This window comes from Streptomyces sp. NPDC039609 (assembly GCF_055596705.1).
Genome location: NZ_JBVIUJ010000003.1, coordinates 493,198 through 516,626 on the forward strand (window position 1 = coordinate 493,198; position 23,429 = coordinate 516,626).

Annotated in this window: 17 protein-coding genes; 9 read left to right on the plus strand and 8 right to left on the minus strand. The window is 70.8% G+C overall.

Annotated elements, in window-relative coordinates; all coding sequences use genetic code 11:
• Nucleotides 1–3: 3 nt before the first annotated feature.
• A complete protein-coding gene (locus tag ACZ561_RS11275) occupies nt 4–2,316 on the minus strand; it encodes an FdhF/YdeP family oxidoreductase (RefSeq protein ID WP_470992449.1) in 2,313 nt (770 codons plus the stop codon).
• Nucleotides 2,317–2,496: 180 nt separating this feature from the next.
• On the opposite strand from ACZ561_RS11275, the gene ACZ561_RS11280 reads away from it, so the two are divergent.
• Nucleotides 2,497–3,063 carry a DinB family protein gene (locus ACZ561_RS11280; protein WP_470992452.1) on the plus strand — a complete coding sequence of 189 codons (567 nt, stop codon included), beginning with the start codon at nt 2,497–2,499 and terminating at the stop codon, nt 3,061–3,063.
• A gap of 117 nt (nt 3,064–3,180) precedes the next feature.
• On the opposite strand, the gene ACZ561_RS11285 is transcribed toward ACZ561_RS11280, so the two are convergent.
• From ACZ561_RS11285 to ACZ561_RS11305, 5 genes are all read right to left on the minus strand, one after another.
• Nucleotides 3,181–3,891 carry a DUF6215 domain-containing protein gene (locus ACZ561_RS11285; protein ID WP_470992455.1) on the minus strand — a complete coding sequence of 237 codons (711 nt, stop codon included), beginning with the start codon at nt 3,889–3,891 and terminating at the stop codon, nt 3,181–3,183.
• Between the two features lie 123 nt (nt 3,892–4,014).
• Nucleotides 4,015–4,812, minus strand: a complete 798-nt coding sequence (locus ACZ561_RS11290; RefSeq protein WP_470992458.1) for a pyridoxamine 5'-phosphate oxidase family protein — start codon at nt 4,810–4,812, stop codon at nt 4,015–4,017.
• Nucleotides 4,809–6,383, minus strand: coding sequence for a globin domain-containing protein (locus ACZ561_RS11295; protein ID WP_470992461.1), 1,575 nt, complete (start codon nt 6,381–6,383; stop codon nt 4,809–4,811). The genes ACZ561_RS11290 and ACZ561_RS11295 overlap by 4 nt, the downstream gene beginning before the upstream one ends.
• A 373-nt stretch (nt 6,384–6,756) precedes the next feature.
• A complete protein-coding gene (locus ACZ561_RS11300; RefSeq protein ID WP_470992464.1) occupies nt 6,757–8,814 on the minus strand; it encodes a prolyl oligopeptidase family serine peptidase in 2,058 nt (685 codons plus the stop codon).
• A gap of 8 nt (nt 8,815–8,822) precedes the next feature.
• Nucleotides 8,823–8,954: a hypothetical protein gene (locus ACZ561_RS11305; protein WP_470992467.1), complete on the minus strand. Its 132-nt coding sequence runs from the start codon at nt 8,952–8,954 to the stop codon at nt 8,823–8,825.
• Between the two features lie 135 nt (nt 8,955–9,089).
• Between ACZ561_RS11305 and ACZ561_RS11310 the strand changes: the two genes are divergently transcribed.
• From ACZ561_RS11310 to ACZ561_RS11345, 8 genes are all read left to right on the plus strand, one after another.
• A complete protein-coding gene (locus ACZ561_RS11310; RefSeq protein WP_470992470.1) occupies nt 9,090–10,493 on the plus strand; it encodes a hypothetical protein in 1,404 nt (467 codons plus the stop codon).
• A gap of 59 nt (nt 10,494–10,552) precedes the next feature.
• Complete coding sequence (locus tag ACZ561_RS11315) at nt 10,553–11,776, plus strand: AAA family ATPase (RefSeq protein WP_470992473.1); 1,224 nt, start codon at nt 10,553–10,555, stop codon at nt 11,774–11,776.
• On the plus strand, nt 11,773–13,020 hold the full coding sequence (locus ACZ561_RS11320; protein ID WP_470992475.1) for a vWA domain-containing protein: 1,248 nt from the start codon (nt 11,773–11,775) through the stop codon (nt 13,018–13,020). Before ACZ561_RS11315 ends, ACZ561_RS11320 begins: the two co-directional genes overlap by 4 nt.
• Before the next feature lie 429 nt (nt 13,021–13,449).
• Entirely contained in the window at nt 13,450–13,701 is a 252-nt protein-coding gene (locus ACZ561_RS11325; protein ID WP_376432286.1) for a hypothetical protein, read from the plus strand.
• Between the two features lie 97 nt (nt 13,702–13,798).
• Nucleotides 13,799–14,605: a biotin/lipoyl-containing protein gene (locus ACZ561_RS11330; RefSeq protein ID WP_470992477.1), complete on the plus strand. Its 807-nt coding sequence runs from the start codon at nt 13,799–13,801 to the stop codon at nt 14,603–14,605.
• Complete coding sequence (locus ACZ561_RS11335) at nt 14,602–16,878, plus strand: NHLP family bacteriocin export ABC transporter peptidase/permease/ATPase subunit (protein ID WP_470992479.1); 2,277 nt, start codon at nt 14,602–14,604, stop codon at nt 16,876–16,878. Before ACZ561_RS11330 ends, ACZ561_RS11335 begins: the two co-directional genes overlap by 4 nt.
• Nucleotides 16,879–17,023: 145 nt before the next feature.
• Nucleotides 17,024–19,873, plus strand: a complete 2,850-nt coding sequence (locus ACZ561_RS11340; RefSeq protein ID WP_470992995.1) for an NHLP bacteriocin export ABC transporter permease/ATPase subunit — start codon at nt 17,024–17,026, stop codon at nt 19,871–19,873.
• Nucleotides 19,874–19,949: 76 nt separating this feature from the next.
• Complete coding sequence (locus ACZ561_RS11345; protein ID WP_470992481.1) at nt 19,950–20,438, plus strand: DUF1269 domain-containing protein; 489 nt, start codon at nt 19,950–19,952, stop codon at nt 20,436–20,438.
• A 97-nt stretch (nt 20,439–20,535) separates the two neighbouring features.
• Here the strand turns inward: ACZ561_RS11345 and ACZ561_RS11350 are convergent, their stop codons facing one another.
• Complete coding sequence (locus ACZ561_RS11350) at nt 20,536–21,801, minus strand: arginine deiminase (protein ID WP_470992483.1); 1,266 nt, start codon at nt 21,799–21,801, stop codon at nt 20,536–20,538.
• Between the two features lie 58 nt (nt 21,802–21,859).
• Nucleotides 21,860–23,320, minus strand: a complete 1,461-nt coding sequence (locus ACZ561_RS11355) for a basic amino acid/polyamine antiporter (protein WP_470992485.1) — start codon at nt 23,318–23,320, stop codon at nt 21,860–21,862.
• Nucleotides 23,321–23,429: the final 109 nt, after the last annotated feature.

Sequence of the window (23,429 nt, forward strand, 5' to 3'; positions counted from 1 at the left end):
AGTTCAGGCGGCGGGCGTGATGGTGACCCTGACGTGCTTCATGATCGGCTGGTCGCTCTGGGTGCTGTAGTCGCCGAGCGCGCACAGGACGTTCATCTCGGGCATGTAGCCGGCCGCGCAGCCGCGCGGGATGTCGTACGGAATCGCCAGATAGCCGTTGAGGTGGCGTTGGCTGCCGTCCTTCGCGGTGCTGGTGATGTCGACGGGGTCGAACTTCGAGATCCCCCGTTCGCGCATGTCGTCCTGGTTCATGAAGACGAGGGTGCGCAGGTTCTTGATGCCGCGGTAGCGGTCGTTGTCGGAGTAGATGGTGGTGTTCCACTGGTCGTGGGAGCGCATGGTGCCCAGCGCCAGCATCCCGGGGTCCGGGAGGATGTCGGGGAGTTCGGCGGTGGAGAACTCGGCGCGCCCGGACGGGGTGAGGAAGACGAGTTCACGCGCGGGCTGCTTGATGCGGAAGCCGAGCGGCAGCCGCACACGGCGGTTGAAGTCCTCGAACCCGTCGAGGGCTTGGGCCATGGTGTCGCGGATGCGGTCGTAGTCCTCGATGTACCACTCCCACGGCGTCTCGCTCTCGGGCAGGGCGGCGCGGGCCATGCCGGCGACGATCGCGGGCTCGGAGAGCAGGTGCGAGGAGGCGGGGCGCTTCATGCCGACGGACAGGTGGACCATGCTCATCGAGTCCTCGACGGAGGTGCTCTGGACGCCGCCCCGCTGGTCGTCCTTCTCGGTCCGGCCGAGGCAGGGCAGGATGAGAGCCCGGCGCCCGTGGACGACATGGCTGCGGTTCAGTTTGGTGCTCACCTGGACGGTGAGGTCGCAGCGGCTCAGCGCCTCGTACGTGTACGGGGTGTCGGGCGCGGCGAGGGCGAAGTTGCCGCCCATGGCGACGAACACTCGCACGTCGCCTCGGTGCATCGCCTGAATGGTGCCGATGGTGTCCAGCCCGTGCTCGCGAGGCGGCTCGATCCCGCAGACCTGGGCGAGGCGGTCCAGGAACTCCTCGGTGGGGCGGTGGTCGATGCCGCAGGTGCGGTTGCCCTGGACGTTGCTGTGGCCGCGCACGGGCGAGGGCCCGGCTCCCTCCCGGCCCAGATTGCCGCGCAGCAGAAGGAGGTTGACGATCTCCCGTACGGTGTCGACGCCGTGTTCGTGCTGGGTGAGGCCCAGGCACCAGCTGATGATGCTGCGATCGGCCTCTCGGTAGACGCGGGCGGCCGCGAGGATGTCGGAGCGGCCGGTCCCGGACTGGTTCTCGATCTCGTCCCAGGGCGTGGCCTCGCACAGGGCGCGGTACTCCTCGAAGCCGGCGGTGTGGCGTTCGATGAACTCCCGGTCCAGCGCCTTGGGGTCGGCGTCGGACTGCTCCAGGATCGCCTTCGCCATGCCTCGTACGAGCGCCATGTCGCCGCCGATGCGCGGCTGGAGGTTGAGGGTGCTCGTCCGGGTCGAGTGGAAGGTGGCCATGTCCTTGAAGTCGTGCGGGATGATCGTGCGTGTGGCGCCCGCCTCGACGAGGGGGTTGATGTGCACGATCTTCGCGCCGCGGTGGTACGCCTCGGAGAGGGCCGTGAGCATCCGGGGCGCGTTGGAGGCCACGTTGACGCCCATGATGAAGAGGGCGTCGGTGGTCTCCCAGTCCTTGAGGTCGACGGTTCCCTTTCCCGTACCGAGTGCCGCCTGGAGGGCGCGGCCGCTGGCCTCGTGGCACATGTTGGAGCAGTCGGGCAGGTTGTTCGTGCCCAGTTCCCTGGCCATGAGCTGGTACAGGAAGGTGGCCTCGTTGCCGAGCCGGCCGGAGGTGTAGAACGAAGCCTGGTGCGGGGAGTCCAGCTCGCGCAGAGTGCGCCCGACGAGCTCGAAGGCGTCCTTCCAGCTGACGGGGACGTAATGATCCGTGTCGGGGTCGTAGACCATCGGTTCGGTGAGCCGCCCCTGGTTCTCCAGGTCGTAGTCGCTCCACCCGGCCAGCTCGGTCACCGAGTGGGAGGCGAAGAACTCACGCTCGACCCGCTTGCGGGTCATCTCCCAGGTGACGTGCTTGATCCCGTTCTCGCAGATGTCCAGGTGCAGGCCCTTGGTGTCGTCCGGCCAGGCACACCCGGGGCAGTCGAACCCGGTGTTCTCGTGGTTCATCTTCATGATGGCCCGCGGCCCGTCCACCAGCGCGCCCTCGCGTGCCATGAACCGTGTCACGCTCTTGGCCGCACCCCACCCGGCGGCCGGATGGTGATAGGGCTGGAACTCCGGCTCGGCGTCGGGCTCGGGGCCCACCCGCGGTTCCAGTCGTTCCTGCTCTTCGGGGGAGGCGCTCAAGGTCCTCACCTTCCGCGGTGCGGGCGTGGGGCCCGGGGGTGGGCATTTCCCTCAGCCTAGGCTCGCCGCGGACACCCCGCGATATCAGCTGGGCCGGCCGGGCGGACGGGCGACCACGGTGACCTGTGAGGGCCGGGCGCAGGCGAAAACCCCTTGCGAGCCCGGTCCGCACGGATGATCATGCATGGCATGAGTGAGCAACCCGCCCGTTGGACCCAGGCCACCGTCTACCCCGACATGTGGACCGACCCGGACAATGACCCCCGCGACACCGACGGGGAAGGTCCGGAGGGCGAGCTCGCCACGCTGCTGGACTTCCTGGCGGGCTATCGCATGACCTTGCGGATGAAGTGCGAGGGCCTGGACGCGGAGCAGCTGGCCCGACGGTCGGTTCCGCCGTCGACGATGTCGCTGCTCGGCCTGATCCGCCACCTCGTCGAGGTGGAACGGGACTGGCGCAGCTGGATCAGCGGCGATCCGGTGCCGAAGCTGTACGGCGTCAAGGACGCGGACTTCCACGGCGCGGTCGCCGAACAGGCCGTCGTCGACGCCGCGTTCGCCGATCTGGAGCGTGAGCAGGCCGCGACCGACGCCGCGCTCGCCGAGCACCCGGATCTGGGCGAGCGCCTGCCGAAGGACGGAACCCCGGTGCGGGAGCTGATGGTGCACCGGATCGAGGAGTACGCCCGTCACTGCGGCCACGCCGACCTGCTGCGCGAGTGCGTCGACGGAAGGGTGGGCCAGTGACGGGGGCGGAGCTGACGGGGTGGCGAGGTGGTGACTCCCCGCCACGCGAGGGGATGCGGAGCGGCTGATCCGCGACCGCGGTCGGGAACGGCCGATGACGGACCGTGCCGGAGACCGTCACCCGGTGGCGGACCATCCCGGGAGCGTCGGCAGGACCTTCTCGGCGATGCGGAGCAGCACCGCGTCGTCCGGTACCCAGCCGTCCTCGCGCCACAGGGTCACTTCGAAGGAGCCACCGCTGTCCTTGGCGTCCTGGGCCACGACGACGGTGCGGGCCGGGATGCCGGGACCGGTCTGCGCGTCGCTTCCGTCGAGGCGGAAGCTGATTCTGATGGCCTGGTCCGAGTAGAGCACCGCCGGGCGGCCGAGAAGCTTCCGTGGCTGTGCGTCGTTCCACAGGATCGAGGGCTCCCCGCCCACCGGACGGCCGTCGTAGGTGGCCGACAGCGTCACGGTGTACGTCCCGATCTCGACCTCGGCCGAAGGCGTGGCGACCTTCTCGTCGCCGCTCCCGAAGGAACTGTCGCTGCCGTGGGCGGACTTCACCGGCTCCGTCGGCGTCCCCAGCAGCTCAGCGAGGTCGGGACGGTTGAGCACCTCGCACAGTTGCGTCCCGGTGACGGGCACCTGCCCCGGCTCCACCGGCGCCTTCTCCGGCTTCCCGTCCGAGCACGAGGCAGGCCCTGAGCCGCTGTTCACGCTGCCCGAGTCCAGCGTCCGGCCCATCACCCACAGACCGGCGCACAGGGCCGGCACGAGGACCAGGCCCGCGACGACCTGTCGCACCACCGCACGTCTGGAGAGCTCTGCCGTGTCGTTGTCCGCCATCTTCCCCCACCTGCCCTGATCCCCCGATGTGTGCCCGGGGACCGTAACCCGTGATCATCGGGGGGACAAGTGGATTCGAACGTCAGCGCGGGTGGACACCGGCGGCGGGCGGGGTGGGGCGGATCAGACGGACACGTTCCTGCGGAACCAGCCGCTGAACACCTCGTCGGCTTCGGCCACGCGCTGCTCGGCCCGCTCCAGGACCTTCTCGGCCTCCGCCCGCCAGGTCGCCGCGTCCGCGCGGGGCGGGGGCACGAAGGGACCCCGCTCCGGCGCTTCGGCGGCGGCACCGAAGAAGTCGCCGCCCTTGCGCCTGAAGTCGTCCGTTCCCCATGCGCGGCCGGTGCCGTGCAGCGGCATCTTCTGCAGATGAGGGATGTGCTTGGCGCAGTGGATGTACGCCTCCTCGACGGCGACCTCCACCCACACCTGGGCGCGGCGGCCGGGCACGGGGTCGGAGGCGAGCCCGGCGTGGGCGCGGCGCATCTCGTCGTCGGCCACGACCCGTGCGGTGCCGTTGACATGGAGACCGATGCGGTCCTGGAGGAAGTCCATCATCAGGATGCCGACGTGCGGGTTCTCCTCGATGTTGCCGAGGCTGGCCTGGACTCCGTTGCCCCGGTACTCGGGGTAGGCAAGGGTCCGGTCGTCCAGGACGTGGAGGAAGCCGGGCGGGCCGGCCCGGAAGGTGTTGTCGCACTCGCCGTGTCTGTCGGCTGTCGCGAGGAAGAACATCTCCTGTCGCGCCACGAACTCCCGCATCCGGGTGTTGAGTCGGTCCAGAACCTGCTCGGCGTAGAACTTGTCGGCGCGCTCCGTGGTGCCCATGCGCTGCTGGACCTGATGTTCGCCGTCGCTGCCCGGGCGGGTGGTACGCAGGGGCGTCGCCTGCCGCTGCCCGGTCTGTTCGAAAGTGCTCAAGTCGTTGCCCCGACCAGTTCCTCGATGGAGTCGTGCCGTATGCGATGGGTGGGGATGCCGATGCCCACCAGGGTGTCGACGCTGCGCCGGATCATCCCGGGCGGGCCGGACAGGTATGCGTCGTACGTGTGCCACGGGCCGAACTCGCGCACGGCCTCCGGGATGCCGCCGGACAGCAGGCCCACGGGGCCGTCGTCCACGACCGGGCGGACCGAGAGCCAGGGGTGCGACTGCTGGAGCCGCAGCATGGTGTCGATGTCGTAGAGGTCGTGGTTGCTGCGGGCGCCGTAGAACACGTCCACGGTGCGGCGGCGGCCGTGCTGGGCCACGTCCTCGACCAGGGCCTTGATGGGCGCGATGCCGGTGCCGCCGCCGAGGCACAGCAGTCCGTTGTCGGTGTTGTGGTCCACGGTCATGGATCCGGAAGGGGCACCGAGCCGGATCACATGCCCCGGGCGGGCGCGGTGCACGAGGGCGTTGGAGACCCAGCCCGCCGGCACGGCCTTGACGTGGAAGGAGAGCAGCCCGTCGGAGCGCGGCGCGGAGGCGAAGGAGTAGTGCCGCCAGACCCGCGGCCACCAGGGGGTCTCCAGCGAGGCGTACTGCCCGGCGAGGAAGGGATAGGGCTGGTCGGGCCGGACCGTCACGACCGCGATGTCCGGGGTACGCATGTCGTGCGCGACCACTTCCGCCTGCCACCATGCGGGGGCGCGCAGCTCGTCCTCGGCCGCCGCGTCGATCATGATCTGGGAGATCGCGGTGTAGGCACCCACCCAGGCGGCCTCGGTCCTCGGCCCCCAGCTCTCCGGGGCGTAGCGGGAGAGGGCACCGATGAGGCACTCGCCGACGGCCGGATAGTGCTCGGGAAGGGTGCCGTACTTGCGGTGCCCGCGGCCGAGGTGGGACAGGTACGTGGTCAGGGTGGCGGTGTCGTCCGCATGGGTCGCAGCGGTGAGCAACGCCTTGAAGAGCCGGTCGCGCTGGGTGTCCATCGCCGCGGGGAAGAGGCTCCGCAGGTCGGGGTGGCGGAGGAAGAGCAGGGCGTAGAAATGCGAGGTGACCTTGTCGGCGATCGGCTCGATCTCGGCCATGGTGCGGCGCAGGAGACCGGCGTCGGACGTGTCCTCGGGTGCCGGGGCAGGAGCGGCGGCCGGCGGCTCGGGCTCAGGGGCCGGTCTTGGCGCCGGCGCCGGGCTCGCAGCGGGAGCGGCGGCGGGCGGCGGGCTCGGAGCGGGGGTGGCGGCGGGCGGCGGGCTCGGAGCGGGGGTGGCGGCCGGTCTCGACTCCTGGGCGGGCACGGGGGCCGGGGCCTGGGCCGAGGTCCCGTTTGCCGCGGGAGCGGGTCGCTGAGGTGCCGTACGGCTTCGGCCGGCTCCGTTGCCCACCGGGCGTATCGGGGTGACGGGTCGGCTGGGTATGCGCTCCTCCGCGTCCCGGGATCCGGATCCGTCCTGCTGATGCTGCGGGCTTCGACCGAACCAGCCCGCGTCCCGACTGCTGCCACCGGAGCCGGCTCCGGGAGTCACGCCGGACCTGTCACCGTCGGCCGACGTGGGGGTCGGAGCATCCATCGGTTTGCCTCGCCTCGAACATCTTTCGGTCGGTCTTCGTACGTGGGGTCCGAGTGTGCCCCGATTTCCCTCTCCCTATCGGAATTCCCGGTGTTCGCCCCATCCCTTCAAATGTGGTGCTATGTACCGCACTTGATCGACGAGGGGCACCCAGGCGTTCGAACGGGCTCGACCATACCCCGCTCACGTGAATCCATGAACGGGAACTTCGGCCATCACGGCGACGCCGAGTTCCGGCTGGTCAGGACTGCGCAAGGCCAGGAACTCGAACGTTTTCACGAGTTACCGACGAGTTCGAGCGATACGACAAGCACGTCACCGCGCGACTCGTAGGAATTCGCTGACGGAAAAGATACGAGGCGACCTCAAGCCCTCACAGCGCAGGCGCGGGCTCTTCACGTTTCCCCCTCATGAGCCGCTGCCAGAGAAAGGTGTGGACCAGGGCGTCGTTGTGGGCGGCCTGTTCGTTGTCGCCGGCGCCGGCGTGACCGCCGCCGGTGTTCTCGTGGAGCAGGACCTCGTGGCCGAGTTCGCGCAGTCGCGCGGCCGCCTTGCGGGCATGGCCCGGGTGGACACGGTCGTCACGGGTGGAGGTCATCAGGAGGACCGGCGGGTAGACGCGGTCCTCGGCGAGCTGGTGGTAGGGCGAGATCGCACGGAGGTGCGGGCGATCGGCTTCGTCGTCCGGATTGCCGTACTCGGCCATCCACGAAGCCCCGGCGAGAAGCTTGTGGAAGCGGAGCATGTCGAGGAGCGGCACCTGGGCGACGATCGCACCGAAGAGCTCCGGGTGGCGGGTGAGCATCGCGCCCATGAGCAGGCCGCCGTTGCTGCCCCCTGCCGCGCCGAGCATGGCGGGGGTGGTGATGCGCCGGGCGACAAGGTCCGCGGCGACCGCCGCGAAGTCCTCGAAGGCGCGCGGCCGCTGGGCGCCGAGCGCGGCCTGGTGCCAGTCCGGTCCGTACTCGCCACCACCCCGGATGTTCGCGATCACGTACGTGCCCCCGCGCTCCAGCCACGCCCGGCCCTTCACCGCGCCGTAGTAGGGGGTGAGGGAGACCTCGAAGCCGCCGTAGCCGTACAGCAGGGTCGGTCCGGGCCCGGTGGCGGCGCGGTCGGGGCCGATGACGAAGTACGGCACCCGCGTCCCGTCCGGGGAGGTGGCGAAGAGCTGCTCGACCGTCAGGCCGGCCGTGTCGAAGCGGGCCGGAGCCTGCTTGAGGATCTCGGTGTCGGCGCCGATCTCTCCCCGGTACAGGGTGGAGGGTTGCAGGAACCCCGACACATCCAGGAAGTACTCGTCGGAGAGGTCGGGGTCCGTGTCCACGACGGTGACCGCCGACAGCTCCGGAACGTCCGCGAGCGGCGTGCGCGCCCAGATGCCGCCGGGGTCCGGGGTGAGGACCTCGATGCGGGTACTGACGTCCCGCATCGTCTCCAGGATCAGATGGTGCCGGGTCCACGAGTGCCCGGCGAGGGCGGTCCGCTCGTCCGGGGTGAACAGCACAGCCGCCGTACGGTCGCCCGTGAGGAAGTCCTCGAAGTCGAACGCCAGCAGGGAACCGGCCCGTTGCCCGAGCCAGTCGGACTTCAGGGTGACGATCAGATGCCGTCGGTGGACGTAGGCGTCGGCGTCGTCGGGGACGTCGACCTTCACGAGCGTGTCGTCGGCACCGAGGACGTACGTCTCGCTGCGGAAGAAGTCCAGGGAACGAGCGACGAAGTCCCGTTCGAATCCGGGGGTGGTGTCGCGCCAACCCGAGGCCGCCACGTCGACCGGGTCCGCCTCGAAGACCGGCTCGGCCTGCTCCAGCGGCGTACCGCGCCGCCACCGGCGCACGGTGCGCGGATAGCCGGCGTCCGTCAGCGAGCCCGGCCCGAAGTCCGTGCCGATGAAGACGGTGTCGGCGTCGATCCACCCGATCCGCGTCTTCGCCTCGTCGACCTGGAAACCGCCGTCGACGAAGGACCGCGTGGCGAGGTCGAACTCGCGGACCACCACGGCGTCCCCACCGTCGCGCGACAGACACACCAGAGCCCGGTCGTACTCGGGGTGACGCACCCGCGCACCCGCCCACAGCCACTTCTCGTCCTCCGCGGCGGCGAGCGCGTCGAGGTCGAGGACGTCTTCCCACTGGGGGGCGTCCTTGCGGTACTGCTCGAGCGTCGTCCGCCGCCACACGCCACGTACATGCGTGGCGTCCCGCCAGAAGTTGTAGAGGAACGCTCCGCGACGCGCCGTGTAGGGGATGCGGTCCGAGGCGTCCAGCACCTCGCGCAGGCGCTCCTTCAAGGCGGCGAAGTCGGCGTCCGAGGTCAGTGCGGTCGCCGTCTCCGTGTTCCGCTCGGCCACCCACTCCAGAGCTGCCTGGCCCTCCAGGTCCTCCAGCCACAGGTACGGGTCGTCGTCGTCATCGCGCGGCGTCGTCATGGCGCCGATCACCAGGGCCACAGCGTGAACAGGCCGACCATCACCAGGACCGGCAACGCCCAGCCGAGCACGCCGATACTCCGACGCTCCGGATCGCGCCCCTGGCCCCGTGCGCCGGACCGGTGCGGTGTGTCTCCCATGGCCCCACCCTACGGCCCCGGCAAACCGGCGGGCGGAACACCTGGCAGATCGAGGTCATGGGGCTCTATGATCGCCGCGATGACTACTCATTCTCTCCGCAGATTGGGGGACCCGTCCGCGCAAGGTGAGTGCTGATGCTCACTGATACCGCGTATGGGAATTCCCCGCTTTCCTTCTGGCTGCGCGTGCGAGAGTTCGCCGTGCCGCCCTCCATGATCGAGACTGCGACCGCCCGCCGCTCCGCCGGGGACTGGGCAGGAGCCTGCGCCGCGGCCGGCGTGGACGTCGATCTCGACCTCAAGTCCGTGTCGCGTACCCATGGCCGGGATCTGGCCACCCGAGTACGGGCCGATCTCCGCCATCTGGCACCCGACCTGCTGCGCTGGCATCTCCCGAGGGTCGCTCCCGACGGACTGCTCCGCCCGGGTCTGACCGTCGCCCTGGCCCGGTACGAAGCCTCCGGGCGGGACGGCGCCGGCCCGGTCCACCTGGTGGTCCGGACTCCGCCGGCGTGGGCGGACGGCGGTCAGCGCATCAGCCTCGCGCTGTGGGACGGATCGCACTCCGAGCCGAGCGCTCGCCGTCATCCGCACCCTCATCCGAGCCGGCGGTTCCGTCTCGACCTGCATCGCCACCTGTGGGACGCGCGCCGGACGGACGAGCTCCGGGCCCGGTCCGGGTCCCTGCCGCCGCCGGAGGACGACCCTGCTCCGACGACCCCGGAGGTACGGGGGGCGGTGCCGCCGGACCTCCGCTGCGCCGTCGACCGTTGGGCGGACGAGGCGGGCATCCTGCTCCACGCCGACGGGCGGTCCGCCGGCACCGTCAGCGTGCGCGTCGGGGCCCGACAACGGCTGCTCCTGGACCTGGTGGCGGACCGGGAAGGCCCCGGACCGCGCTCGATGCGGATCACGGAGGCGCCCGCGGACGGTGGCGTCCCCGCGCTGCCGGTGCTGCCCGATGCGGCGACCTGGGTGCTGCCCGACCTCGAGCTGCTCCGCAGCGGGCTGATCGAGGCCGACGGGCTGCACCCGCTGGTCGCGTCCGCACTCGTCCCCGGTCTGCCACCGGCCGGTTCGCGGCCGCTGTCGGACCGGACGGCGCAACAGCACATCGTGGAGTGCCGGGGAGCCCGGCACCGGATCGGCCTGGTCGACGGGGTGCTGTCCGCGCTGGACCACGATCCGGCCGAGCTCCGCCGGGAGGAGTTGCTGGCCGCGTTGTCCGGCACCCCACTCCCCTGCCTCCAGGCCATCGACCGGGCGCACCGTCGTCCGGACTGTCTCGACGGCGTCCGCGAGCGCCTGCACCACGGCGACATCGCCGGCGCGCTGGCCGTCGTCGAGGGGCTGCTGGGCTCCGAGGCGCTGCTGCGCGACGGCGCCCTGCGGGACGAGCTGGAGGCCGCCGCCCAACGGCGCCTGACCTACGGCCTGTTCAGGGCCGGTCTGGTCGGCCCCGGACCCGGCCGTATGCGGCTGGGCCCCGGCCGTCGCCGTGGCCACCGCGCGCGCCCGAGGCACGCCACCCGCCTCTGACCCGGGGCCCGCTCCCCGCACTCCTTCCTTCTTCACGACGAGCCCTCAGGTGATCACCCATGCCTTCATACGCCCCGTCCCAACTCGACGTCGCCGGCGACCTGCTGACCCTTCTGCGCGACACCACCACCGAACCGCGCCCCGACCCCCAGCTGGAGGCCCTCACCCTGGCCGTCGCCGCCGACCTGCCCGTGCTTCTGTGGGGTGAGCCGGGGATCGGCAAGACCGCGGCCCTCACCCAGCTCGCGGAGACCCTCGACCTGCCGCTGACCACCGTGATCGCCAGCGTGCACGAGCCGTCGGACTTCGCCGGCCTGCCGATCATCGGCGACGATCCGGCGGAACACGGTGTTCCGATGGCCCCGCCGGACTGGGCCGTACGACTCGTACGGGCCGGCCGAGGGCTGCTGTTCCTCGACGAACTGTCCACCGCCCCACCGGCCGTGCAGGCCGCCCTGCTCCGCCTCGTCCTCGAACGGCGCATCGGGGCCCTGCGGCTGCCTCCCGGGGTACGCATCGTGGCCGCCGCCAATCCGCGGGCATCGGCGGCGGACGGCTGGGAGCTGAGCCCGCCCCTGGCCAACCGCTTCGTCCATCTTCAGTGGGTCCACGACCACGAGGTCGTCGTCCGCGGGCTCGGGGGGACCTGGCCCAGGGCGACGCTTCCCCGGCTCGACGCGGCGAAGATGCCGGAGGCCGTGGCCTTCGCCCGCCGCGCCGTGTGCGAGCTGCTCGCCGCCCGCCCCAAGCTCGTCCACTTGTTGCCCAGCAACGAGACCCGCAGGGGCGGACCCTGGCCGTCGCCGCGCAGCTGGGAGATGACGCTGCATCTGATCGCTTTCGCCACCACGGCCGGCTCCTCACGGGATGTGCTGTCCATGCTGGTCAGAGGAACCGTCGGCGACGGTCCGGGCCTGGAACTGCTCGCGAGTCTGGACCGGCTGGACCTCCCGGATCCCGAGACGCTGCTCGTCGACCCGGAGAGCGCCGTCCTGCCCGAGCGCGGAGATCTCCGGCAGGCCGTGCTCGACGGCGTGGTCGCCGCGGTCCGCACCCGCCCGGATAAGACCCGCTGGGACGCGGCGTGGGCGCTCCTGGTGCGGGCGATGGAGACCGGAGCCCCTGACCTGGTGGTCGTTCCCGCGACCACTCTCGCCTCGCTGCGCCAGGAGGAGTGGGACGTACCGGAGTCGATCGAACGGCTCGCCGGAGCGGTGTCCCTGTCCCGGCGCGCCGACCGGGCGGGGGCCCGGGCCGCGCTCGCCACACAGGCCGGCCGTTGAGCGCGGGCGCATCCGGGGCGGAGAGGGCCCTGGACCGCGAGAAGCTGTTCGCCGCCCGGCTCCAGGCCGCGCGGGCGCGGCCCTATCTGGCGACGGCGCTGTTCGCCCTGCACACCGTGGAGTCGACGCGAGTGCCGACGATGGCCGTCGACCGGTACTGGCGGTGCTACGTCTCACCGGCGTTCGTCGACCGTACCCCCGTGGAGGAACTGGCCGGGGTATGGGTCCACGAGGTCTCGCATCTGCTGCGCGACCATCACGGGCGCGGGGACCGGGTCGCGCGGGCGCAGGGACTGACGGGCCCCGGGGAGCGGCTGCGGATGAACATCGCCGCGGACTGCGAGATCAACGACGACGTGTTCGGCGACGGTCTGGTCCGGCCCGAAGGCGCCGTCATGCCCGGGACGTTGGGGCTCGATCCCGGACAGCTCATGGAGGACTATCTGGGCCAGTTCTCCCTCGGGGCGCGAACGCTGGAGCATGCCTGGCTGGACTGCGGCAGCGGCGCCGACGGTCTCGACAGGGAGTGGGAACTCGGGCCGGACGGCGCGCAAGGGCTCAGTGCGCAGGAGCGGGACGCGGTCCGGTTCCGGGTGGCGCAAGGCATCACCGGCCGTCCGGGAAACGCCTCGAAGGCGTGGCAGAGGTGGGCGGAGGAGGCGTTCCATCCTCCGCAGCCGTGGCGAGACCTGCTGGGGGCGGCCATCCGCTCGGCGGCGTCCGCCTCCGGCGCCGGAGAGGACTACACGTACGGCCGGCCGGCCCGGCGGTCGGCCGGGCTGCCGGGCGTGGTGCTGCCGAGCCTGCGACGGATGCCGCCCCGGGTGTCCGTGGTCATCGACACCTCCGGCTCCGTCAGCGACGCCGAGCTGGGCAGTGCGCTCCTCGAGGTCGCCGCCATCTCCCGTGCCGTGGGCGGCCGTCGGGACCTCGTCAGCGTGCTGCCGTGCGACGCGGCGGCCGACTTCGTGCACCCGCTGTGCAGCGCCGAGGGAATCCCGCTGATGGGCGGTGGGGGTACGGATCTGCGGACGGGCTTCGCCAGGGCGCTCAAGGCGCGGCCGGCGCCCGATGTGGTCGTGGTCCTGACCGATGGCCAGACACCGTGGCCGGAGACTCGGCCTCCGTGCCGGACGGTGGTGGGGCTGTTCCCGAGACGGTTGCACCGTTCGTGGGACGAGGACGATCCCGACTACGTCCCCGACTCGCCGCCCGACTGGGCACGTGTCGTCGACATCGGGTAGGCATCGGGGCCACCGGAAGCCCCGGGGCGGGTATCGCGGTGGGCGCACCCTCTCCATCAAGTCATCGCACCTGTCGAAAACCTGCACATCGTGCGCGTGACCTGGATGCGCCCCCTTCATTGCTCCTCGATCCCACCGGTGGATCCCGCCCGTGTGGTCCGGCTCCGTCCGATTGATACCCGGCACGCGAAGGGTCGCCCGGATCTGTTACTCGTTCCTGCGGAGAAGGTGTCACCGTTCCGTGAAATTAGCTGCACGGCTGCTGTCCGAGGTACACAACCGCGTACGTGAGGGCGTCAACAGAATTGGCCGGGTAGCCCGTTCGCGTGCTTGGATCACCGCGCTGCGGCAGTCGTGAAGTACGGCCGGTTTCGGCCTGCTGAATGGCCGCAGGAATGGATTCCCCCCAACAAATGAAGGGTGCGCATCATGCGTAACGACCTTGAGACCCGCGAGATCGCCGACACCGAGCTGGACGCCGTTTCCGGCGGTCTCGTCAGCATCTCCGGCGGCGTCGCCGGCGCTGCGACCAGCGACGTCACCAACGTCCTCGGCGCCGTCACCTCCCTCCAGACCGTTCAGGGTGTCGAGGGCCTCGTCGCCGGCGTCCCCGGCCTGGCCTCCAACGTCACCGGCCTTTCGGTGAACGCCTCCGCCGTCACCGGTCTCGCCGGTCTCTGAGCGGAATATCGCCCATGAACCCCGGAACCTGCCCGGTTCCGGGGTTCATGGCCTCCCCCGTGCCGAACCGAAGCAAATGCAGTTGAAGGAATAGTCCGTGCAGTTCCGCCAAAAGGCACTTTCCAAGCTGCAATCGCCCGAAGAACTCGACGTCCCCGTACGCTTCGCGCGCCCGCAGGGCCGCCTCGTGCTGGCCGTCACGGTCGTCGTCATGGCGATCGCGAGTTTCTGGGCGCTCACCGGCACGGTGTCGTCCAAGCAGAGCGCGCCCGGCATCCTCACCCGCGCCGAGGGCAGTTACCTGCTGCAGAGCCCCGTCGCCGGACAGGTGACCGCCGTCCTCGTCGAGGAGGGCACGTCCGTGTCCGCCGGGACGGCGCTCCTCACCGTCCGTACGGAGCAGGGCGACCGGCCGGTGCGCGCGGTCGCCGACGGCCGGGTGACCACCCTGTTCGCCAGGATGGGTTCGGTCGTCACCACCGGCGCCGACGTGGCGACGGTGGAGCGGGTGACGCGTCCCGACGATCCGCTGGTGGCGATGCTCTACATGCCCGGCGACAGCGCGTCGACGATCCAGGTGGGCGCCTCGGTCGACCTGAGCGTCCAGTCCGCCCCCCGAAGCCGGTTCGGAGTGCTGCGCGGCCGTGTCAAGGCGGTGGGCCGCGCACCCCAGACGCAGGCGCAGATCGGCAACTTCCTCGGCGACAGCGGACTCGCCGCACAGTTCTCCCGGCAGGGCAACCCGATCGCGGTGCTCGTGACACTGGAACGCTCCACCGCCACCAAGTCCGGCTACACCTGGTCCTCCACGGACGGACCCCCGAACGCCGTCGACTCCGGTACGCCGGTCACCGGCGCCGTCCATCTCTCCGCGCAGCGCCCCGTCGACTGGCTGCTGCCGTGAGCGCCCGCAGGGAGGCGTCCCAGGAGTCCGCCGGGAGCCGCGCCCGCTCGAGGTCCCGCTCCTCGGCCCGTCGGCTCCCGCCCGCCGAGCGGCGTCGCCGTCCCGCCCCCAAGGGCAGGAAGCCCCGGACCGTCCGTACCCCCACCGTGCTCCAGATGGAGGCCGTGGAGTGCGGCGCCGCCGCCCTCGCCATGGTGCTCGGCCACTTCTCCCGCTTCGTGCCGCTGGAGGAGCTGCGCATCGCCTGCGGCGTCTCCCGCGACGGCTCCCGGGCGAGCAACCTCCTGAAGGCGGCGCGCGGTTACGGTCTCCAGGCCAAGGGGATGCAGATGGACCTGGCCGCGCTGGCCGAGGTCAGTGCCCCGGCGATCCTCTTCTGGGAGTTCAACCACTACGTCGTCTACGACGGCATGGGCCGGCGCTTCGGCCGCAGGGGCGTGTTCGTCAACGACCCCGGCAAGGGCCGCCGGTTCGTCCCCATGGACGAGTTCGACACCAGCTTCACCGGCATCGTGCTCACCTTCGAACCCGGCGCCGGCTTCCGCCGCGGCGGGCGCAAGCCGGGCGTCATGAGCGCCATGCCCGCCCGCCTGCGCGGCACGGCCGGCACGATGGCCGCCGCCGTGATCTCCAGCCTCCTGCTGGTGGCCGTCGGTGCCTGGGTGCCCGCGCTGAGCCGTACGTACATCGACATGTTCCTCATCGGGAGCCAGACCTCCCTGCTGGGCGTCCTCTTCGTGGCGATGGCGACCACCCTCGTCCTCACCGCGACGCTCACCGCGGTGCAGCAGGCCAATCTGCTGCGCGGGCGGATCATCTCCTCGACCCTGGGCAGCGCCCGCTTCCTGCGGCACCTGCTCAGACTTCCCATCAGCTTCTACTCCCAGCGCAACCCGGCCGACCTGGTGCAGCGTCTGCAGTCCAACGACGCGGTCGCCGAGACCCTCGCGCGCGACCTGGCCGCGGCGGGCGTGGACGCCGTCGTCGTGATGCTCTACGCGGTGCTGCTGTGGACGTACGACCCGCAGCTCACGGTCGTCGGCGTGCTGATCGCCCTGCTCAACGTCGTGGCCATGCGGGTCGTGATCCACCTGCGGGCCACCAACACCCAGAAGCTGCGCGCCGAGAGCGCCCGGCTGACCAACACCTCGTACAGCGGTCTCCAGCTCATCGAGACGATGAAGGCGACCGGCGGCGAGAACGGCTTCTTCCGCCGCTGGGCCGGGCAGCACGCGATCACGCTCGACGTCCAGCAGCGGCTCGGCATGCCCAGCGCGTGGCTGGCGGTCGTCGCCCCGACCCTGGCCGCGCTCAACAGCGCGCTGATCCTGATGATCGGCGGACTGCGGGCGGTGGAGGGCCATCTCTCCGTCGGTCTGCTCGTCGCCTTCCAGGCCCTGGTGACCAGCTTCACCGCGCCGATCACCCGTCTCAACGGCGTGGCCGGCCGGATCCAGGACTTCGCCGCCGACGTCGCCCGTCTCAAGGACGTGGAGAACTTCCCCGTCGATCCGGTCTACACGCGACGCGAGCCCGCCGCCCGGACCCGCCGGCTCAAGGGCCATGTGGAGCTGGACGACATCACCTTCGGCTACAGCCCGCTGGACGCCCCGCTGTTGAAGGGCTTCTCGCTCTCGGTCGGCCCCGGGCAGCAGGTCGCGCTGGTCGGCGGCTCCGGAAGCGGCAAGTCCACCGTCTCCCGGCTGATCTCCGGCCTCTACGCGCCCTGGGAGGGCGCCATCCGCATCGACGGGATGCGGCTGGAGGACATCCCGCGCAGCGCGCTGGCCGCCTCGGTCTCCTTCGTGGACCAGGACGTCTTCCTCTTCGAGGGCACCGTCCGCGACAACGTCGCGCTGTGGGACCCCTCCGTCCCGGACGAGGCCGTGGTGGCCGCCCTGGAGGACGCCGCCGTGTACGACGTGGTCGCCCGCCGTCCCGGCGGCATCCACAGCCGTGTGGAGCAGGACGGCCGCAACTTCTCCGGCGGTCAGCGCCAGCGTCTGGAGATCGCCAGGGCGCTGGTGCGCCGGCCGAGCATCATGGTCCTCGACGAGGTGACCAGCGCCCTCGACGCGGCGACCGAGCAGCTCATCATCGACAACCTGCGCCGCCGCGGCTGCGCCTGCGTGGTCATCGCGCACCGGCTGAGCACGGTGCGCGACAGCGACGAGATCGTCGTGCTCGACCGGGGCACGGTCGTGGAGCGCGGACGGCACGAGTATCTGGTCGCGGCGCAGGGCCCGTACGCCGAACTGGTCAAGGAGCACTGAGGTGACGTTCCCTCACCAGCCCACGGTCCACGACGCCCACACCGCGGTGCACGGGCACGGTCAGGACGCGGTGGCCGGCGGTCAGGACGCGGCAGCCACCGGCCGGCAACCGGCGGTCGTCACCGACGGGCGACACGCCGGCTTCGTGCACGACCCGGTCGTCGCGGCGCTCGGCGGGCTGGGCTCAGCGGTCGACTGCGCCGGGATGCGCAGCATCTCCCTCGAAGGCCCGCACGTGCTGTGGCTCGTCGTCGACGGCGCCATGGACCTGTTCGCCGTCGACAGCGCCCAGCTCGGCCCCTGGCACTTCCTCGGCCGACTGGAGGCGGGCACCCTGCTGCTCGGTCCCGTCGAAGGCCCCGAGCACACCCTGATCGGCCGCCCCCTGCAAGGCTGCCTGCTGCGCCGTGTCGAGCTGAGGGAGCTGTCGTTCCCCGCCGGCCAGTGGGCGGCGAACCAATGGTCCGGCGAGCAGACCCAGTACGGCGCCGTCGAGCCCCGGTTGAGCCCGCTGGAGCATGCCTTCGCGCTCGGTATCGGCCGTGGTCTGCGCGTGCTGTACCAGGCACCGCTGGGCGGCCCCGCCACGCCCGCCGGCCAGGTCGGGGCGGACGACGACATCCTCTGGATGCAGATCGTCCCCGGCAGCGTGCAGTACGGCGCGGCGTATGAGGGCTACGGCGGGTACGGGGAGGATTCTGCCGGCACCCTGCTCGTCGACCAGGCGATGTGGCACGGCATGGTCGACCAGCAGTACCGGCTGCTGTACGCCCTGGACACCTGGATCGAGCAGCTCGAACGCGCCCACGAGGACCGTACGGCGGCAGGCATCCAGGCCGGCGAGGCCGCCCGCACGCAGGCGGACCAGGCGCTCCTCGACTCCATCGGCCGCTCCGGCGGCGCCTCCGGCAAGGGCGCGCGCGGCCGTGGCGGCGACGACGCGACCTACGCGGTCTGCCGGCTGGTCGCCGACGAAGCACGTATCACCCTGTCCGAACCGACCGAGGCGGGCGCCGTCTCCGCCCGTCTCGACCCGGTCGAGCGCATCGCGCTCGCCTCGCGGATCCGCACCCGTGTCATCAGGCTCAGCGGCACGTGGTGGCGGGAGTACGGCGGACCCCTGGTCGGCTACCGCGAGGAGGACGCGACCCCGGTCGCCCTGCTCTGGCGGCGCGGCCGGTACGAGGCCGTCGACCCGGCCACCGGCGAGCGGGAGCGCATCGGCAAGGACAACGAGGAGTACTTCGAAGCGCGCGCCGTCATGCTGTACCGCCCCTTGCCCGACAGGCCGCTGGGCCTGCCGTCGCTCCTGCGCTTCAGTGTGCGGGGCACCCGCACGGAGCTGCGGAGTGTCCTGCTGGGCGGGCTCGTCGCGGTCGGCCTGGGGTCGCTGGTGCCCATCGCCACCGGCAAGGTGCTCGGCGAGTACGTACCCAACGCCGAGAACGGCCTGATCGTGCAGACCGCGCTGGCGATCCTCGCCACCAGCGTCGTGTCCGCCGCGTTCATGCTGATGCAGAACGTCTCCATCCTGCGGATGGAGGGCCGGATCGAGGCCACCTTGCAGCCCGCGGTGTGGGACCGGCTGCTGCGGCTGCCGACGAGGTTCTTCGCGGGCCGTTCCACCGGTGAACTGGCCAGTGCGGCGATGGGCATCAGCGCCATCCGCCGGGTACTCTCCGGCATCGGCCCGGTCGTCGTCCAGGCGGGCACCGTCGGCACGATGAACCTGGTGCTGCTGCTCGTCTACAGCGTGCCGCTCGCGCTGGCCGCGCTCGCCATGCTGCTCGTCATCGCGGCCGTGTTCCTGAGCCTGGGGTTGTGGCAGCTGCGCTACCAGCGGCAGCTGATCAAGATCGGCAACAAGCTCAACAACCAGGCGTTCCAGACCCTGCGCGGCCTGCCCAAGCTGCGCGTGGCCGGGGCCGAGAGCTTCGCCTACGCCGCGTGGGCCGACGAGTTCGCCCGCACCCGTGAGCTGCAGCAGAAGGTCGGCCGTCTGAAGAACGTCGTCACCGTCCTCAACGCGGTCTGTCTGCCGCTGTGCACCCTCGTGATGTTCATGCTGCTGGCCGGACCGGCCCGGGGCTCCATGTCCGCGAGCGAGTTCCTCACCTTCAGCACCGCCGTGACGATGATGCTGTCCTCGGTCACGCAGCTGACCGGCGCGCTCCTGTCGGCCGCCGCCGTCCAGCCGATGTTCGAGCAGGTCAAGCCGGTCTTCCGGGAGGCCCCCGAGGTACGGGGCTCCAGCACCCCGCCGGGCGAGCTGAGCGGCGCCATGGAGGCCCAGAACCTCTCCTACCGGTACTCGGACGACGGCCCCCTCGTCCTCGACGACGTCAGTTTCCAGGTGCGGCCGGGCGAGTTCGTCGCCGTCGTCGGGGCGAGCGGCTGCGGCAAGTCGACGCTCCTGCGGCTGCTCATCGGCTTCGACAAGCCGATGTCCGGCAGCGTGCGGTATGACGGTCAGGACCTGGCGGCGCTCGACCAGGCGGCCGTGCGCCGCCAGTGCGGTGTCGTCCTGCAGAACGCCCAGCCCTTCTCGGGCTCGATCCTCGACTGCATCTGCGGCACGGAGCCGTTTCCGCTCGAGGACGTGTGGGCGGCGGCCACGATGGCGGGTCTGGCCGAGGACATCAAGGCCATGCCGATGGGGATGCACACCATGCTGTCCGACGGCGGGGGCACGATCTCGGGCGGACAGCGTCAGCGGCTGATGATCGCCCAGGCCCTCATCCGCAGGCCGCGCGTCCTCTTCTTCGACGAGGCCACCAGCGCGCTGGACAACGAGGCCCAGCGGGTGGTGATCGAGTCCACCCGCGCCCTGAAGGCGACTCGTGTCGTGATCGCCCACCGGCTCTCCACGATCATGGACGCCGACCGTGTGGTCGCCATGGCGGACGGCCGGATCGTCCAGCAGGGCACCCCCGCCGAACTGCTCGCCGACACGGGCGGCCTCTTCCACGAGCTGGTCCGCCGCCAACTGCGCTGACCGGGAGCGTACGACATGCCACTCCCCTGATTCGGACATATCGTTCTTCCCATTGGCCTTTCCCTTGGAGGCACGAGTGTCTGAGCTCATCGTCATCGGATACGACGACCCGGCGGTGGCCAGGGACGCCTTCGCGACGGTCCAGGACCTCCAGCGCGACTACGTGGTCCATCTGAACGGCCTGGCGGTGGTCTCCGTCGATGCGGACGGCGATACGCACGTGGACACGACGAGCCGCATCGTGGGCGCGTCGGTCACGTCCGGAGCGGTGTGGGGCGCGATCTTCGGCCTGCTGTTCCTGCTGCCCGGGGTCGGACTGCTGACCGGCGCGGCGGTCGGCGGGCTGATCGGCAAGCTCAGCAAGTCCGGTCTCGACGACCAGTTCCGGCAGCAGGTGCAGAACCTGCTCAAGCCGGGTTCGGCGGCCGTGGTGATCATGACGTCGAAGCTCACGGACGACAAGTTCACGGTGGCCATGCAGCCGCACGGCGGCACGGTCCTGAAGACCTCGCTGAGCGACGCGGACGAGAAGGAACTGGCCGAGCAGCTCGCCGGCCCCCAGTAGCGGTCACCCGCCTCCGGAAGACGTCATGAGGACGCGCCGGGCCCCGCCCCGTCATGGAGACGGGCCCCGCCCCGTCACGGAGGCGGGCCCCGGCGCGTCAGAAGTCGACGGCGTCACGGATCAGGGGGCAGGTCATGCAGTGCCCGCCACCGCGTCCCCGGCCGAGTTCCGCGCCGACGATCGTGATGACCTCGACGCCCGCCTTGCGCAGCAGCGTGTTGGTCTGGGTGTTGCGGTCGTAGGTGAAGACGACGCCGGGTTCGAGGGCGACGGCGTTGTTGCCGCTGTCCCACTGCTGGCGCTCGGAGGCGTACACGTCGCCGCCGGTCTCGATCACCCGGAGCCCGGGCAGGCCGAGGGCCTTGGCGACGACCTCGACGAAGGGCGTGGTGCCCTCGTCGGTGACCTCGACGCCGGGGGCCTTGTCGCCGGGCCGCAGGGAGAAGGTGTGGACCGCGTCCATGATCTTCGGGTGGAGGGTGACGATGTCGCGGTCGGCGAAGGTGAAGACGGTGTCGAGGTGCATCGCGGAGCGCAGCTTCGGCATTCCGGCGACGACGACCTGTGCGGCGGCGCCGTGGGCGAAGAGGGAGGCGGCGACCTGGGTGATGGCGTGGCGTGAGGTGCGTTCGCTCATGCCCATGAGGACGACGCCGTTGCCGACGGGCATGATGTCGCCGCCCTCGAAGGTGGCCTGGCCCCAGTCCTGTTCCGGGTCGCCCCACCAGACGGTGGCGTCCTTGAAGTCGGGGTGGAAGGTGTAGACGGCCTTCATCAGGAGGGTTTCGCCGTGGCGCGCGGGCCAGTACAGGGGGTTCAGGGTGACACCGCCGTACAGCCAGCAGGTGGTGTCGCGGGTGTAGAGGGTGTTGGGCAGCGGCGGCATCAGGTACTCGCGTACGCCGGTCGCCTCGCGGGCGAGAGCGACATAGCCCGAGCGGAAGTCGTCCGGGAGATCGGTGGTCGACAGGCCCCCGACGAGGTACTCGGCCAGCCGGCGCGGGGCGAGGGAGTCGAGGAAGGCACGGGTGTCGTCGAGGAGGCCGAGGCCCACCTCGTTCGCGACGATCTTCCGGTCGAGCAGCCAGGCCTTCGCCTCGGGGATCGCCATGGTCTGGGTGAGCAGGTTGTGCAGTTCGACGACCTCGACACCGCGCTGGGTCAGCTTGTTGACGAAGTCGGCGTGGTCGCGCTGGGCGTTCTCCACCCACATCACGTCGTCGAAGAGGAGATCGTCGGCGTTGGTCGGAGTCAGCCGGCGGTGGGCGAGGCCGGGCGAACAGACCAGGACCTTGCGGAGCCTTCCCACCTCGGAGTGGACTCCGAGGCTGCGCGGGGAGGGGGTGGTGTCGTTGCCCGTCATGGTGCGTGCGCCTTTCCGGAGGAAGCTGCGAGTGCGGGTACGTGAATGGGTCGACCGGTCAGAGCTCGATCCAGCCGACGGCGAGCGCGGCGATGCCGATGCCGGCACCGACGACGGAGACGGCACAGAGGACGGCCTCGGCCGGAGAGAACGGGCGCCGGTTCTGTTCGCGCCGTGCCTTGACGAACAGGAAGGTGGACGGCGCGTAGATGATGAAGGAGACGAGGACGAACTTGAGCCCGGCCGCGAAGAGGAGGAAGGCCGTGTAGACCGTGGCCAGGACGGCCACGACGAGTTCCCACCGCGTGCTCCGCCCCGTGACCTTCTCCCGCTGCGGCAGCAGCGCGATCTTCACGGCGAACGCGGCGGCCAGCAGGAACGGAATGAGGCTGAGCGCGCTGGTCAGGTCGAGGGCGAAGTTGAAGGCGTCGTCGGAGAAGGCGGTGACGACAAGCACGACCTGGCTGAGGGAGGTGGTCATCAGCAGCGCGGGCGCGGGTACGTCGTCGCCGATGGAGCGCCCGAGGAAGCGCGGCATGTCCTTGTCCTTGGCGGCGACGAAGAGCACCTCGGCGGCCATCAGGGTCCACGCGAGATAGGCGCCGAGCACCGAGATGATGAGGCCGACGCTGACGAAGACCTTGCCCCAGGTGCCGACCGCGGCCTCCAGGACGCCGGCCATCGAGGGCTGGCGCAGTTCGGCGATCTCGCCCATCGGGAGGATCCCGTACGACACGATGGTGACCGAGGCGAAGATCGCGAAGACGCTGAGGAAGCCGAGGACGGTGGCCCTCCCGACGTCCTCCCGGCGCTTGGCGTGCCGGGAGTAGACGCTGGCGCCCTCGACCCCGAGGAAGACGAAGACGGTGGCGAGCATCGTCCCGCGGACCTGGCTGAAGAGGGAGCCGGCGTAGTCGGCTCCGCCGAAGTTGTCCGCGAACACGGACGGTTCGAAGTAGAACAGCGCCAGGATGATGAAGACGATGATGGGCACGAGTTTGGCGACGGTCACGATCCTGTTGATCGCCGTCGCCTCCTTGACGCCTCGCCGGATGAGGAAGAAGAAGGCCCACAGGCCGACGGAGGAGAGGACGATCGAGAGGGCGGTGTCGCCCTCGCCGAGCGCGGGGGCGATCGCGCCGATCGTCGACATGATCAGAACCCAGTACGTCACGTTCCCGACGCACGCGCTCGCCCAGTAGCCGAAGGCCGAGAAGAAGCCCAGGTACTCGCCGAAGCCCGCCTTCGCGTACGCGTACACACCCGCGTCCAGGTCCGGTCGGCGCACCGCGAGCGTCTGGAAGACGAAGGCGAGCATCAGCATGCCCACACCGGCGATCGCCCAGGCGATGAGCGCCCCCGCGACCCCGGTCTCCTGCGCGAACCGGCTCGGCAGGGAGAACACCCCGGCGCCGACCATGGATCCGACGACCATGGCGGTCAGCGTGAGGAGGGTCAGTTTGGCGACGGGTGGGGATCCGCCGGCCGGAGAATCCGTGCTCGTGTCCGCGTTCGTCATTGCCCACATCCTTCATGAACGGGGTGATCCGAGCACTCCGGGTGGCGCCCGGTTGGTGCGATCGGGGGACGACCGCGCACGGCCTCCCGCACCGCCTCGAAGCGGAGCG